At 47.5% G+C, this 14364-nt stretch carries 20 protein-coding genes; 17 read left to right on the top strand and 3 right to left on the bottom strand.

Features of this window, described 5'->3' with window-relative positions:
• Nucleotides 1–8: 8 nt before the first annotated feature.
• From rpsH to F8C67_RS11095, 17 genes are all read left to right on the top strand, one after another.
• On the top strand, nt 9–407 hold the full coding sequence (rpsH, locus tag F8C67_RS11175) for a 30S ribosomal protein S8 (RefSeq protein WP_151667934.1): 399 nt from the start codon (nt 9–11) through the stop codon (nt 405–407).
• 19 nt (nt 408–426) lie between these two features.
• Nucleotides 427–984: a 50S ribosomal protein L6 gene (gene rplF / locus F8C67_RS11170; RefSeq protein WP_151667933.1), complete on the top strand. Its 558-nt coding sequence runs from the start codon at nt 427–429 to the stop codon at nt 982–984.
• A 7-nt stretch (nt 985–991) separates the two neighbouring features.
• Nucleotides 992–1348: a 50S ribosomal protein L18 gene (gene rplR / locus F8C67_RS11165; RefSeq protein WP_151667932.1), complete on the top strand. Its 357-nt coding sequence runs from the start codon at nt 992–994 to the stop codon at nt 1346–1348.
• Between the two features lie 6 nt (nt 1349–1354).
• The gene (gene rpsE / locus F8C67_RS11160; RefSeq protein WP_151667931.1) at nt 1355–1879 is read left to right on the top strand and encodes a 30S ribosomal protein S5; all 525 of its coding nucleotides are present in this window, start codon (nt 1355–1357) and stop codon (nt 1877–1879) included.
• Nucleotides 1880–1898: 19 nt separating this feature from the next.
• Nucleotides 1899–2081: a 50S ribosomal protein L30 gene (gene rpmD, locus F8C67_RS11155; RefSeq protein WP_151667930.1), complete on the top strand. Its 183-nt coding sequence runs from the start codon at nt 1899–1901 to the stop codon at nt 2079–2081.
• A gap of 23 nt (nt 2082–2104) precedes the next feature.
• Entirely contained in the window at nt 2105–2554 is a 450-nt protein-coding gene (gene rplO / locus F8C67_RS11150) for a 50S ribosomal protein L15 (protein ID WP_151667929.1), read from the top strand.
• A 15-nt stretch (nt 2555–2569) separates the two neighbouring features.
• Nucleotides 2570–3910 (top strand): preprotein translocase subunit SecY, encoded by a 1341-nt coding sequence (gene secY, locus F8C67_RS11145; protein ID WP_151667928.1) that lies wholly within the window; start codon nt 2570–2572, stop codon nt 3908–3910.
• 2 nt (nt 3911–3912) lie between these two features.
• On the top strand, nt 3913–4128 hold the full coding sequence (infA, locus tag F8C67_RS11140; RefSeq protein WP_151667927.1) for a translation initiation factor IF-1: 216 nt from the start codon (nt 3913–3915) through the stop codon (nt 4126–4128).
• Nucleotides 4129–4139: 11 nt separating this feature from the next.
• Nucleotides 4140–4256 (top strand): type B 50S ribosomal protein L36, encoded by a 117-nt coding sequence (ykgO, locus tag F8C67_RS11135; protein ID WP_037325435.1) that lies wholly within the window; start codon nt 4140–4142, stop codon nt 4254–4256.
• 21 nt (nt 4257–4277) lie between these two features.
• Nucleotides 4278–4655 (top strand): 30S ribosomal protein S13, encoded by a 378-nt coding sequence (rpsM, locus tag F8C67_RS11130; protein ID WP_151667926.1) that lies wholly within the window; start codon nt 4278–4280, stop codon nt 4653–4655.
• A 13-nt stretch (nt 4656–4668) separates the two neighbouring features.
• Nucleotides 4669–5058: a 30S ribosomal protein S11 gene (gene rpsK, locus F8C67_RS11125; RefSeq protein ID WP_151667925.1), complete on the top strand. Its 390-nt coding sequence runs from the start codon at nt 4669–4671 to the stop codon at nt 5056–5058.
• Nucleotides 5059–5082: 24 nt separating this feature from the next.
• Nucleotides 5083–5688 (top strand): 30S ribosomal protein S4, encoded by a 606-nt coding sequence (gene rpsD, locus F8C67_RS11120; RefSeq protein ID WP_151667924.1) that lies wholly within the window; start codon nt 5083–5085, stop codon nt 5686–5688.
• A 22-nt stretch (nt 5689–5710) separates the two neighbouring features.
• Nucleotides 5711–6703 (top strand): DNA-directed RNA polymerase subunit alpha, encoded by a 993-nt coding sequence (locus F8C67_RS11115; protein WP_151667923.1) that lies wholly within the window; start codon nt 5711–5713, stop codon nt 6701–6703.
• A 6-nt stretch (nt 6704–6709) separates the two neighbouring features.
• Nucleotides 6710–7267 carry a 50S ribosomal protein L17 gene (gene rplQ / locus F8C67_RS11110; protein WP_151667922.1) on the top strand — a complete coding sequence of 186 codons (558 nt, stop codon included), beginning with the start codon at nt 6710–6712 and terminating at the stop codon, nt 7265–7267.
• Nucleotides 7268–7371: 104 nt separating this feature from the next.
• The gene (carA, locus tag F8C67_RS11105) at nt 7372–8484 is read left to right on the top strand and encodes a glutamine-hydrolyzing carbamoyl-phosphate synthase small subunit (RefSeq protein WP_151667921.1); all 1113 of its coding nucleotides are present in this window, start codon (nt 7372–7374) and stop codon (nt 8482–8484) included.
• A 24-nt stretch (nt 8485–8508) separates the two neighbouring features.
• A complete protein-coding gene (eno, locus tag F8C67_RS11100; RefSeq protein WP_151667920.1) occupies nt 8509–9798 on the top strand; it encodes a phosphopyruvate hydratase in 1290 nt (429 codons plus the stop codon).
• A gap of 10 nt (nt 9799–9808) precedes the next feature.
• Nucleotides 9809–11116 carry a citrate (Si)-synthase, eukaryotic gene (locus F8C67_RS11095; protein ID WP_151667919.1) on the top strand — a complete coding sequence of 436 codons (1308 nt, stop codon included), beginning with the start codon at nt 9809–9811 and terminating at the stop codon, nt 11114–11116.
• Nucleotides 11117–11174: 58 nt separating this feature from the next.
• Here F8C67_RS11095 and F8C67_RS11090 read toward each other — a convergent pair whose 3' ends face one another.
• Genes F8C67_RS11090 through F8C67_RS11080 form a run of 3 tightly spaced genes read right to left on the bottom strand, consistent with a single transcriptional unit; the run spans nt 11175 to nt 14254 of the window.
• Nucleotides 11175–12215, bottom strand: a complete 1041-nt coding sequence (locus tag F8C67_RS11090; protein WP_151667918.1) for a cytochrome-c peroxidase — start codon at nt 12213–12215, stop codon at nt 11175–11177.
• Nucleotides 12199–13293, bottom strand: a complete 1095-nt coding sequence (locus F8C67_RS11085; RefSeq protein WP_151667917.1) for a cytochrome-c peroxidase — start codon at nt 13291–13293, stop codon at nt 12199–12201. The genes F8C67_RS11090 and F8C67_RS11085 overlap by 17 nt, the downstream gene beginning before the upstream one ends.
• Before the next feature lies 1 nt (nt 13294).
• Complete coding sequence (locus F8C67_RS11080; RefSeq protein ID WP_151667916.1) at nt 13295–14254, bottom strand: MbnP family protein; 960 nt, start codon at nt 14252–14254, stop codon at nt 13295–13297.
• Nucleotides 14255–14364: the final 110 nt, after the last annotated feature.

Below are 14364 nucleotides of genomic sequence, written 5' to 3'. Positions count from 1 at the left end.
CGAAAGAGATGATCACAGATCCAATCGCCGACTTCCTGACAAGAATCAGGAATGCTGCCAAAGCCGGCCACAAAGTGGTTGAGATTCCAGCTTCAAAGCTGAAGATTGAAATGACCAAAATCTTGGTTGACCAAGGATACGTATTGAGCTACAAAGTAGACGAAGATGCGGTTCAAGGAACCATCAAGATTGCGTTGAAGTACGACGTAGTAACCAAGCAGCCTGCCTTCCGTGGATTGCAGCGCGTTTCTAAGCCTGGTCTTCGTCAATATGCCAATACCGACACCATGCCTCGCGTGAAGAATGGTTTGGGTGTAGCTATCGTGAGCACTTCTAAAGGAGTGATGACCGACAAGCAAGCTCGTGCCAACAAAGTGGGTGGTGAAGTTTTGTGCTACGTTTATTAATACTGCAAAGAATTAGACCATGTCAAGGATAGGTAAAGCTACCATCACTATTCCCGAAGGGGTCGATGTGCAGATTAACGGCAATGTGGTTACCGCAAAAGGTAAATTGGGTGAACTCACTCAAACAATCACTGAGCCTGCTATCTCTGCCTCAATCGAGGAGGGTGTGTTGACGGTAAATCGCGACAACGAAGAGAAGTACACTCGTGCACAACACGGATTGTATCGCGCATTGATCAACAATATGGTGATCGGTGTAGCGGAAGGCTTCAAGAAAGAAATGGAACTAGTAGGTGTGGGTTACCGCGCCTCTAACCAAGGTCAAATCCTAGATATCTCTGTAGGGTACTCGCACAACATCATGTTCGAGGTTCCTCAAGAGGTGAAGGTTGAGACCAAGTCTGAGAAAGGTAAGAACCCGATTATCACGCTTACATCGCACGACAAGCAGCTTCTCGGAGCTGTTGCGGCGAAGGTGCGTTCATTCCGCAAGCCGGAGCCTTACAAAGGAAAAGGTATCCGCTTCGTAGGTGAGCACATCCGTAGAAAAGCTGGTAAATCTGCTGCTAAAAAATAAGTAGGCAATGGCACTGACTAAGATTGAAAGAAGAAATCGCATCCGCCGCCGCATCCGCAAAGATGTTGAAGGTACAGCGGAGAGCCCACGCCTAGCGGTATTCCGTTCTAACAAAGAGATCTACGCACAGTTGATCGACGACGTTAGTGGAAAGACGCTTGCATCAGCATCATCACTCGAGAAGAGTGTTGCAGGAGCTGAAGGAACAAAATCCGACCGAGCTAAGCTCGTAGGTAAAGCCATCGCAGAAAAGGCGAAGGAAGCAGGTATCACTACTTGCTCATTCGACCGCGGAGGTTACTTGTATCACGGACGTGTGAAGTCTTTGGCTGAAGGAGCCAGAGAAGCCGGACTCAAATTCTAATAGACCATGTTGAAAGGAGTTAAGAACGCAAGAACAGTAAAGCCATCAGGTCTCGAACTCGTTGACCGCCTAGTAGGTATTCAGCGTGTAACTAAGGTGACTAAAGGTGGACGTACTTTCGCATTCTCAGCCATGGTGGTTGTAGGAAACGAGAAAGGTATCGCCGGATACGGATTGGGTAAGTCAAAAGAAGTTTCTGAGGCTATCACCAAAGGAATCGAAGACGCTAAAAAGAATCTTTACCGCATTCCTCTAGCTGGAACTACAGTTCCTCACGAAGAAAGTGGCAAATTCGGCGGAGCTCGCGTATTTTTGCGCCCCGCTGCACACGGTACCGGTGTAATTGCCGGTGGTGCGATGCGTCACGTTTTGGAGAGTGCCGGTGTACACGACGTACTCGCTAAGTCTAAAGGTTCTTCGAACCCACACAACTTGGTGAAAGCTACTTTCGTTGCACTTCTCAACATGCGCGATGCACGTGAAGTTGCTCGTCAACGCGGTGTGAGCATGGACAAAGTGTTCAACGGTTAATACCACAAAACGAACGAAGATGTCGAAAGTAAAGATCACACAAGTACGCAGCGCCATCAACCGCACTGGTCGCCAAAAGAGAACTCTCGAGGCACTTGGCTTGCGCAAGATGAATCAATCTGTAGAGCACGAAGCTACAGCACAGGTAAAAGGTATGATCGCTCGCGTATCACACCTCATCACTGTAGAAGAAGTACAGTAACAACAGTATAAAGGATCAGAGAAATGGATCTTAGTAATCTCAAGCCCGCATCGGGTTCGACTCACAACAGCAAGCGCGTAGGCCGTGGCGAAGGTACCGGCAAAGGCGGTACTGCTACTCGTGGTCACAAAGGCGCAAAGTCTCGCTCGGGTTACTCACGTAAAATCGGATTCGAAGGTGGCCAAATGCCTCTTCAACGCCGTGTACCGAAGTTCGGCTTTAAAAATATTAACCGTGTTGAATACCGCTCGATTAACCTCGACGCTCTTCAGTCATTGGTTGATAATAAGAAAGTTACAGATACGGTTGACAAAGACGTTCTTGTTGCCAACGGTCTAGCTGACAAAAACGACCTAGTGAAAATCTTGGGTCGTGGCGAATTGAAAGCTAAATTGACCGTCAAAGCAAACAAGTTCAGTGAAACGGCGAAATCGGCTATCGAAGCTCAAGGTGGAGTAGCCGAAACGCTTTAAGCGCTTTAATACCGCATGAAAAAGTTTATCGATACACTGCAGAATATCTGGAAGATTGAGGAACTTAGAAATAAGATTCTCCTTACTCTCGGATTGCTCTTCATCTACCGTGTAGGCTCCAATGTTCCATTGCCTGGGGTTGACATCAATTCATTGTCTCAACTTCAAGATCAAACAGGCAGCGGTTTGATGGGGTTGCTCAACGCCTTTACTGGAGGTGCATTCGCAAATGCTTCTATCTTGGCGCTTGGCATCATGCCTTACATTTCTGCGTCTATCGTAATTCAGCTCCTCGGTCTTGCTGTTCCTTCTATCCAGAAGCTTCAGAAAGACGGTGAGAGTGGAAGACAGAAGATTACTCAAATGACTCGCTACCTGACCATCGCTATCTGTTTGGTACAGGCTCCGAGTTATGTAACCAACTTGATGGCTCAAGGTGTAGGATATGTGATCTCAGACCAGTTGTTCTGGTTCCTATCTATCACAACCTTGGTAGCCGGTACCATCTTCGCAATGTGGTTGGGTGAGCGTATCACCGACCGCGGAATCGGAAACGGTATCTCTATCTTGATTATGGTAGGTATCATCGCTTCATTCCCTATCTCTATCGTGCAGGAATTCACTGCTCGTCTAGAAGGTGGTGCAGGTGGTTTGATTACTATCGTTCTTGAGCTTGCAGCATTCTACCTTGTAGTGATGTTTGCAATCGGACTTACCCAAGCTGTACGTCGCGTACCATTGCAGTATGCTGCACGTAACGCAGCTGGTGGTGGTCAAGCAGGACGCCCATTGGGACGTGAGTACTTGCCATTGCGTGTGAATGCTTCTGGTGTAATGCCAATCATCTTCGCACAGGCTATCATGTTCATTCCTGTTACGGTTGCGCAGTTTGCACAAACAGAGGGTGACAGTTGGGTTATAACCTACTTCAGTGATTTCACTGGATTCTGGTACAACTTAGTATTTGCCGTATTGATCATCGGCTTTACATACTTCTACACTGCAATTCAGGTGAACACCAACAACATTGCAGATGATTTGAAAAGAAATGGTGGTTTCGTACCAGGTGTTAAGCCGGGTCGCGCTACCGCTGAGTATCTCGATGAGATCTTGAGTCGTATCACCTTGCCGGGTGCGATTCTGCTTGCCTTGCTAGCTATTTTGCCAGCATTCGCAATGCAGTTGAACATGACCACGCAATGGGCTCAGTTCTACGGAGGTACTTCACTCTTGATTATTGTGGGTGTTATTTTGGATACCCTCATGCAAATTGAGAGTTATTTGTTGAACCGTCACTATGATGGTTTGATGAAGAGTGGTCGTTTGAAAGGTCGTTCAACTGCTAATGTGATGTAATTATGGCTAAGCAAGGAGCAATTGAACAAGACGGAAGCATCACTGAAGCATTGTCAAATGCGATGTTTCGTGTAGAACTAGAAAACGGACACGTAGTAACAGCACACATTTCTGGTAAGATGCGTATGCACTACATTAAGTTGTTACCAGGTGATAAAGTAAAGCTCGAATTGAGCCCATACGATTTGACGAAAGGACGTATCGTTTACCGATACTAAAAACGAGAGCGATGAAAGTTAGAGCCTCTATCAAGAAAAGAAGCGCTGAGTGCAAGATCGTTCGCCGCAAAGGCCGCTTGTACGTAATCAACAAAAAGAACCCGAAGTTCAAGCAACGTCAGGGTTAAAAGATTTAATTCAAAGGAATTATGGCGAGAATTGCTGGTATTGACTTACCAAAGAACAAGCGAGGCGAGATTGGCCTGACCTATATCTACGGAGTGGGTCGCAGCCGCGCCCGTGAAATCCTCACGGAAGCTGGTGTTGATTTCAACACTAAAGTTGAGGATTGGAACGACGATCAATTGACTGTTATCCGCAACATCATTTCGGAAGGATACAAGGTTGAGGGTGAGCTTCGCTCAGAGGTACAGCTCAACATCAAGCGTCTGATGGACATCGGCGCGAATCGCGGAATCCGTCACCGTTTAGGTCTACCATTGCGTGGACAGCGTACGAAGAACAACTCTCGTACACGTAAGGGTAAGCGTAAGACGGTTGCAAACAAGAAGAAGGCTACGAAATAATAAGTAGGGAGTCATGGCAAAGCAATCAAAGAGCGTAAAGAAAAGAAAGGTGAAAGTTGACCCGGTAGGGGAAGCTCACATCAACGCTACTTTCAACAACATCATCATTTCTCTTACCAACACTACTGGTCAGGTGATCTCTTGGTCTTCTGCAGGTAAGATGGGCTTTAGAGGAAGTAAGAAGAACACTCCTTACGCTGCTCAAACTGCTGCGGAAGATTGTGCAGGTCGCGCTATGGAAGCAGGCTTGAAGAAAGTTAAGGTATATGTGAAAGGTCCAGGTAATGGTCGCGAAAGCGCTATCCGTTCACTTCACAACTCCGGAATCGAAGTAACCGAAATCGTGGATATCACTCCAATTCCACACAACGGTTGCCGTCCTCCGAAACGCAGAAGAGTTTAATAGAACAAGAAAAGAACCGACGAAATGGCAAGATATAGAGGTCCCGTTACCAAGATTGCACGTCGCTTTGGCGAACCGATTTTCGGTCCGGACAGCGCTTACGAAAAGCGTCAGTATCCTCCTGGACAGCACGGATTCGCTCGCAAGCGCGGCAAGAAGTCTGAATACGCGGTACAATTGGCAGAAAAACAGAAGGCTAAGTATACTTACGGCATTCTAGAGCGCCAGTTCCGCACAATGTTCGAGAAGGCTTCTCGTGCAAAGGGTATTACCGGTGAAGTGTTGCTTCAGTACTGCGAATCACGTCTAGACAACGTTGTATTCCGCATGGGCTTGGCACCAACCCGCCGCGCTGCCCGCCAGATTGTAGGTCACCGTCACATTGTTGTGAATGGCGATGTTGTTAACATCCCAAGCTTCCAAGTGAAGCCGGGCGATCAAATCTCAGTTCGTGAAAAATCAAAGTCACTCGAAGTTATTCAGAGCAGCGTTGCCAGCCGTTCTAACGACTATGAGTGGATCGAGTTCAACGACTCAACCTTGACAGGTACTTTCGTTAGCACACCACAGCGCGAAATGATCCCTGAAAACATCAAGGAGCAGTTGATCGTCGAATTGTACTCGAAGTAATCATATTAATCCCATCGTGCATATGGCTATCCTGAATTTCCAGAAGCCCGACAAGGTCATCATGAATTCATCGACCGAAACTGAAGGTCAATTCGAATTCCGTCCTCTAGAACCGGGCTATGGTTTGACCATCGGAAACGCGTTGCGCCGCGTATTGCTTAGCTCCCTCGAGGGCTTCGCCTTCACTTCAGTGAAGATCAACGGCGTAGAGCACGAATTCTCTACCATCAAAGGTGTTGTAGAGGATGTTACTGAAATCATTTTGAACTTGAAGCAAGTACGTTTCAAGCGTCAAATTGAAGATCAAGAGAGCGAAACCGTTAAGGTGAGCGTGAGCGGTAAAGATACCCTCACTGCTGGCGACATCGCCGGTACCATCAACGCTTTCCAAGTGTTGAACCCAGAGTTGGTAATCTGCCACATGGATTCTTCTGTGAAGCTTGATATGGAACTTACCATCGAAAAGGGTCGCGGATACGTACCAGCCGAAGAAAACAAAAAGGCTGATGCAGCGATGGGTACTATCGCCATCGACGCTATCTACACCCCAATCAAGAACGTTCGCTACAGCATCGAGAACTTCCGCGTTGAGCAGAAGACCGACTACGAAAAACTCTTGATTGAAATCGTTACCGACGGATCTATTCATCCTAAAGATGCCTTGACCGAAGCGTCAAACATCTTGATCCATCACTTCATGCTCTTCAGCGACGAGCGTATCACACTCGAAGACCAAGAGAGCAAGGAAACTGATACCTACGACGAGGAAATCCTCCACATGCGTCAGCTTCTCAAGACTAAATTGACTGATCTCGATCTTTCAGTTCGTGCCTTGAATTGCTTGAAAGCAGCAGAGGTTGAAACGCTAGGCGATTTGGTGACCTATACGAAGGCAGACTTGATGAAGTTCCGCAACTTCGGTAAGAAGTCACTCACTGAACTCGATGAGCTTGTTTCTAACAAAGGTCTTGAGTTCGGAATGGACATTACAAAGTATAAACTGGACAAGGAGTAAGTAAGAATGAGACACGGTAAGAAATTCAATCATCTGGGCAGAAAAGCAGCGCACCGTAAAGCGATGCTCTCAAACATGGCCTGCTCGTTGATCGAACACAAGCGAATCAACACCACCGTGGCCAAAGCACGCGAACTTAAGAAGTTCGTTGAGCCTTTGATCACTCGTTCTAAAGAGGATAGCACTCACAACCGTCGCGTTGTTTTCCGCTACCTCCAGAACAAAGAGGCCGTTTCCGAACTGTTCCGCGAAGTAAGCGTGAAAGTTGGCGACCGCCCAGGTGGATACACCCGTATCATCAAAACCGGTAATCGTCTCGGCGATAACGCGGAAATGGCGATGATCGAACTCGTTGATTTCAACGATCTTTACTCTAACGAGAAGAAAGCTAAGAAGAAGTCTACTCGCCGTGCAGGCAAGAAGACCGAAACTGCTCCAGCTGCCGAAGCTAAAGCCGAAGAGGCTAAAGTGGAAGAGAAAGCTGCTGAAGCTGCCGCTGAAGAAGTTGAAACTAAAGCTGAAGGCGACAACGCCGAAGCTTCAGAAGAGAACAAAGGTGAGTGATCATTGGATGACATTCACGCATTGATAAAAGAAGGATAGGGCCTAAGTCTTATCCTTTTTTTTTGTCCCAAAAAAGTGTAACATACTTAATAATAGACATTTCCATGGCTTACGAATCTCGCAAACCCGCTATTCTTCTCCTCGAAGATGGGACTGTTTTTTACGGACGTTCAACAGGTCTAGACGGTACCGCTTGGGGCGAAATTTGCTTCAATACCGGTATGACCGGTTACCAGGAAATATTCACCGATCCTAGTTATTTCGGACAGCTTATGGTTACCGCCACAGCTCATATCGGTAACTACGGAACTTTTGAAGAGGAAGTAGAAAGCGACGGTATCAAAATCGCCGGACTCATCTGCAAGAATTTCTCAACTCACCAAAGTCGTCCATCTGCAGACCACACACTATACGACTATTTCAAGGAGAACAACAAGGTGGCTATCTGCGATGTAGATACACGTGCCCTCGTTCGTCACATTCGTGATGCGGGTGCAATGAATGCCATTATCTCTACAGAAATTACAAACATCGAGGACCTCAAAGCCGAGCTTGCAAAAGTTCCAAGCATGGAAGGTCTCGAGCTTTCGTCTAAGGTTAGCACCACAGAAAAGTATACCGTTGGTGCCGATGATGCTCCACACAAGGTGGCCGCACTTGACCTAGGTATCAAAAAGAACATCCTTCGCAACCTCGTAGCTCGCGGTTGCCAAGTAACCGTGTATCCATGGAATACACCAGCTCAAACGCTACTGGATTCTAAGCCCGACGGTTTGTTCCTATCCAATGGCCCAGGTGATCCAGCCGCCATGTCAGGTGTTATTGCCGAAGTGAAGAAGCTTATCGATAGCGATATTCCTGTATTCGGAATTTGCCTCGGACACCAAATGGTGGCACTTGCATCAGATTTGAGCACATACAAAATGCACAACGGGCACCGCGGAATCAACCACCCTATCAAAAACTTGGTAACAGGTAAAGGGGAAATCACCTCTCAGAACCACGGCTTTGCAGTGAAGATGGAGGATGTTGAAAAGGCCAACAACGTTGAGCTCACCCACGTTCACTTGAACGACGGTACCGTTGCGGGAATTGTGAGAACGGATAAGCCAGTTTTCTCCGTACAATATCACCCAGAAGCAGGGCCAGGTCCACACGATGCACGATATTTGTTCGACCAGTTTGTGGAGAACATGAACGCCGCCGTGAAAGCCTAAGTCCTTCACCAAAAACCTCTAGATATGCCTATCATCACAAACATCTACGCACGTCAAATTCTCGATTCTCGTGGGAATCCTACTGTTGAAGTTGATGTCGTAACCGATACTGGCGCCTTCGGTCGCGCCGCTGTTCCTTCTGGTGCCTCTACCGGAATCCACGAAGCAGTAGAGCTTCGCGATGGCGACAAGAACGTTTACATGGGTAAAGGTGTTCTTCGTGCCATTGAGAACGTAAACTCAGTTATCGCCGAGGAACTTCTTGGATATGCCGTAGAAGATCAAGCTGCCATAGATATGGCAATGATTGAGCTTGACGGTACGTCGAACAAAGCAAACTTGGGAGCAAATGCCATGCTCGCTGTTTCCTTAGCAGTTGCCAAGGCCGCTGCTCAAGAGAAAGGTCAGACGCTTTTCAACTACATCGGTGGCGTTAATGCACGTCAGCTTCCCGTTCCAATGATGAACATCTTGAACGGTGGAGAGCACGCGGACAATGCAATCGATTTCCAGGAATTCATGGTTATGCCATTCGGTGCTTCTTCTTTTTCTGAAGGACTCCGCATGGGAACGGAGATCTTCCACCACCTAAAAGCTGTTCTCAAGGAGAAAGGATACAGCACTAACGTAGGTGACGAAGGTGGATTTGCTCCAAATATTCAGTCGAACGAAGAAGCTATCGAAACGGTACTCATCGCTATTGAGCGTGCTGGTTACAAGGCTGGTGAAGACGTTTGGATTGCTATGGATGCTGCTATCTCTGAGCTTTACGACAAGGAGAGAGGCGTTTACGTATTCAAGAAAAGTGACGGTCGCGAAATGACTTCAGACGAAGTAGTAGCGTACTGGACAGATTGGGTTGAGAAGTATCCCATCATCTCCATTGAGGATGGTCTCGACGAAGACGATTGGGAAGGTTGGGCGAAACTTACAGCTGCCATTGGAGACAAGGTTCAGCTCGTGGGTGACGACCTTTTCGTAACCAATGAAGAAAGAGTTGCACGCGGTATTGAACAAGGAGTGGGAAATAGCGTTCTAATCAAGGTAAACCAGATTGGAACCTTGACCGAAACTATCAATACTGTGACTCTTGCGCAGAACAATGGCTACACATGTGTAATGTCTCACCGTTCAGGTGAAACAGAAGACAGCACTATTGCTGATTTGGCGGTAGCTCTCAATACAGGTCAGATTAAAACTGGTTCGGCTTCACGTTCAGATAGAATGGCGAAGTACAACCAATTGCTCCGCATCGAAGAGATGTTGGGCGATATGGCTACATATCAAGGAAAGAACTTCAAGTACATCAAATAAAAGGCTCGAAATGGATAAGATCAAAGAACATTTTAGCTCCAAAGTTGGGGAAGCCCAAAAGGACGTTAAAGACTTCATATCACAACACGGTGACGAGGTTATCGGTGAAATCAAGGTGTCGCAACTCTACCAAGGGATGCGCGGTATGCCAGCTCTTATCTGCGAGACCTCTAAACTAGACCCAGAGGAAGGTATTCGCTTCCGCGGATATTCCATCCCTGAGTTGCAAGAGAAGCTTCCTTCTATGCCTGATGGCGGCAAAGAACCACTTCCAGAAGGAATCTTCCACTTGATGTTGATGAACGAGATTCCAGGTGACGACGAAGTACGTCGTTTGAGCAACAACTGGGCTCGTCGTTCTATCGTTCCTCCACACGTATTTAAAGTAATCGATTCACTTCCTAAGAGTGCACACCCAATGACTCAGTTCGTTGCAGGTATCATGGCACTTCGTACGGAAAGTGAGTTCGCACGTGCGTATCGTCACGGTATTCACAAGAGCGAGTATTGGATGCCTACCTACGAGGACGCAATGAACCTCATTGCACGTCTTCCGCGCGTAGCGGCCTATATCTACCGTCGCGTATACCACAACGGCGAGCATATTGAGCCAGATCCGAAGCTTGACTGGGCAGGTAACTTTGCGCACATGCTCGGATTCGACAACGACGAGTTCAAAGAGTTGATGCGCCTCTACATGACTATCCACTCGGATCACGAAGGTGGAAACGTTTCTGCGCACGCCGTGAAACTTGTTGGTTCTGCATTGAGCGATTCTTACTTGAGCTTCGCAGCCGGTATGAACGGTCTTGCTGGTCCACTCCACGGTCTCGCTAACCAAGAGGTAATCCGCTGGATCCTTTCTATGCGTGACGAGTTGGGTGGAGGCCTTCCTTCTAAGGAGCAAATCGCGAACTATTGTCGCAAAACTTTGGCCGACGGCAAAGTGATTCCTGGATTTGGACACGCGGTTCTCCGTAAAACCGATCCACGTTACGAAGCACAGCGCAAGTTTGCTTTGGACCACATGCCACACGACGAGATGTTCCTCATCGTGAGCCGCATTTACGAAGTAGTTCCAGATATTCTCAGCGCGACAGGTAAGGTTAAGAACCCTTGGCCAAACGTTGATGCTCACTCTGGTCAGCTTCTCATGCACTACGGACTTACCGAGTACGATTTCTACACTGTACTATTTGGTGTAGCTCGTTCACTAGGAACTATGGCGAATATGATTTGGGACCGCGCACTTGGTCTTCCAATCGAGCGTCCTGGGTCTACGACCACAGCGCTTCTTAAAGATCAGTTCGGGAAGTAATTCTCAACCAGATAGATTTCAGAATCCCGCAGCACAGCAATGTGTTTGCGGGATTTTTTTATGGCTGAAAACGTTCGTCGGCGATAAACTCGTGGTCGGTAAGCGAGCGAAGAAAGTCGATGAGATCTGCTTTTTCAGAAGCTGACAATGCCAAAGGGCGTATCAATGCGCTTTTATTTGGGTGGTTTTCTCCGCCGCTATTGTAATGCTCAATAACTGATTCTAGAGAGGGCAGGCTCCCGTTGTGCATGTATGGACCAGTTACTTCAACATTGCGGAGTGTGGCCACTCGAAAACGTCCCAAGTCGGCTGAATCATTGGTCAAGCGCATACGGCCCTCATCGGTGTATGCTTCGTAAAGACCATTGTTTTCGTAGTCGTTGTTGGTAAAGAATATGCCGCTGTGGCAAGAGGAGCAATCCGTTCGGTTGGAGAAAAACAGTTCCATTCCTCGTTTTTCTGATGCGCTCAATGCCGAGGTTTGGCCTTGGAGGTACTTATCATACCGACTTCCTCCTGAAATCATCGTTCGCTCGTAAGTTGCAATGGCGCGGGTTATGACAAACGGATCTGGATTTCGCTGATAGGCGCGTTGACTCTTTCGAACGTAATCTTCACTATTGGCGAGACGACTAGCTGCATCCACAATATTGAAATCCATTTCGGCATGCTCCTGAATAGGAACGAGCACCTGCATTTCTAGGGTGGGCACGCCGCCCTCTCGCATCATACGAGGGTAATACCCCACGTTAAAGAGGCCGGGTGAATTTCTAAATCCGATTCGGCCTTCCACACCGGGACTAATATCCACATTGTCCGAAAGTGCGAATTCCGCTTTGTGACAACTACCGCAGCTAATGGAGCTGTCTCTGCTCAGGATGGGATCGAAGAAGAGTTGTCTGCCTAGTTCCCACCGATCGATAGTGAAGGCATTGTCTTCCGGAAATTCCATAGCGGGGAAGTGGTCTGGAACACGAAGATAATAGGCCTTCTCCGGTGCTGGCTCTTCATGGGAACACGAAGCAATCAGTACCAGAAAAAGAAAGGCAGCCGAAGCCGCCTTTAAGTGAAGCTTGTATTTCTTAGAACGGACTGGCATAGTCAGGGTTATTCACCATGTCGTAGTCGGTCAGCGTTTTCAAGAACGCCACCAAATCTTGTACATCTTGATTATCGAGCTGCAATCCACCCGCATTAAGAGGGTAGAGGAGGGCAGGGTCAATGGTTGCTGAAGCTTTTAGTCCTGTGTTGTAGTGCTCCACGACTTCTTCAAGTGTTTCGAAACGTCCATCGTGCATGTACGGTGGAGTGAGTTCGATATTTCGAAGGGTGGTCACTTTGAATTTGCCTCTATCGTTAGAATTACCAGTGGCAAGTTCACGGCCGTAGTCAACAAAGTCAGCGTCAGAATCGAGACCGTTATTCATGTATCGATCGTTCTCGAAATTCATCCCTCCGTGGCAATGGGCGCAGTCGGCTCCCGAAGAATCTGGGAAAGCAGGGTTGAATTCAGAAAAGTAGAGTCGACGGCCACGCTCCTCAGATGGCGTAAGCGTAACCTCGCCTCTTAGGTATTGGTCGTACTTAGAATTTACCGAAACGATGGAATTCATAAACTGCTCTAAGGCGAGTCCGATTCTCTCTTCTGTCACTTCGCTGGACCCAAAGGCGCGAATGAACTGATCGCTATATTCTGAATCGTCTCCCAAGATTTGAACCAGTGCGTCGATGTTGTGGTCCATCTCCAATGAATCTTGAATAGGAAGAACTGCTTGGTCTCTTAGCAAGTGCGCTCGGCCATCCCAAAAGAACTCATTGGTGTTGTAGGCCATGTTGAATGCAACCATGGCCTGGCGCTTCCCTGGAAAGCCATTAATACCGATAGAGAATTTGGCTGTATCTGAGAAACCATTAGCCTGAACGTGACAAGTTGCGCAGCTCATGGAATTGTCTCTGCTGAGCTTTGTGTCGTAGAACAGCATCCTACCCAACTTCACCGTTTGCACGGTCAATTGATTGTCGGGAGCAATGTTCGGTGGCGACACATCCTTCGTATCGAGTACGAAAGGAGTGGTGTCGTGCTGAACACCTGTATTTGTAGGCTCATCTGGACTACATGATGTAGCCAACAGCGCTCCTCCGAGCAGAGCGGCGACTAAAAAGTTAGAGGACGTCATGTTATTGATTAACTACCAATCTTTGAGTGTTCACCTTATTGCTTGAACGAAGCTCTACGAGGTAAACGCCAGTGCGCTGTAGGTCGATTTTCACTCTTGAATCGTTGTTCAGCTCACGACGGAATACTTCGCGACCGGTGAGGTCAAGAACACGGATTGTTCCCGAAGTAGCTGTACCGAACTCAGCATAAACATTATTCAGGTTAGCGGGATTCGGGCTCAAAGTGAAACTAGCAGGGGTGTTCTCTTCAACAGAAACTGGATCTACAGACTGAGTAGATTCGGTGAATACATTATCTCTAAAATTCTCGAGATATGTGATTGATGCACCGGTTTCTCCGTGAGAGATAAGGCCACCGCTCATGTCGATGTTGTTGAATGAGTTCAAATATTCAGCATCCAATTGAATCACGAGTGAGCCGAAAACATCAGTTCCGGAAGTGACAATGGTTTGTTCGAAGTAATTCACGTTACCTAGGGCGTGAATCTCCATGGCGTCGGACATATTGGAGCCGGTCATTCCTTCAGCACAAACGAATCTATATCCAGCAGCCCAGCCCCAGTGCATACTTGGAGTTTTTGGAGCGAGAGGATGATTGAAGGCGTACTGAGCCGGGTCCAAGTGATTGGAAGCTTGATCCACGCCGATGGCAAATTTCATTGAATCAAGTGTGGTGATGGGCAGACTTCCGAAGTCGTATTCTGAAGTTGTAGCGGCATCAACAAGGAGGTATACTGAATCAAGATCGAGCATTTGTCCACCATCGTGGTAAAGCTTAATTCCAGAAACGTAATACTGCATTCTGCTGAGGGTCAAATCATCTCCTTCAGAAGTAGTCACTGTGGTGCCGTTTTGGTAAGTCTGACCATCCAGCTGGTGAATGATTCGCATGTACACTTCTTTCTGTGCGAAGCTTGCGAATGAAATGAGGCTAAGGCCTAGGAGTAGAAGTTTCTTCATGATTCTGTAGTTGTGCTTAACGAGTAGTACGAAAGTACTAAAAACATGGTTGTCAACACAGTAAAAACATTCCGGATAACGGTTGGTTCAAAAGTGCCCCGACTCTCGCC

This window comes from Phaeocystidibacter luteus, from assembly GCF_008933115.1.
Taxonomy (GTDB): Bacteria; Bacteroidota; Bacteroidia; order Flavobacteriales; family Schleiferiaceae; genus Phaeocystidibacter; species Phaeocystidibacter luteus.
This window is presented reverse-complemented; position numbering and strand designations above follow the sequence as displayed.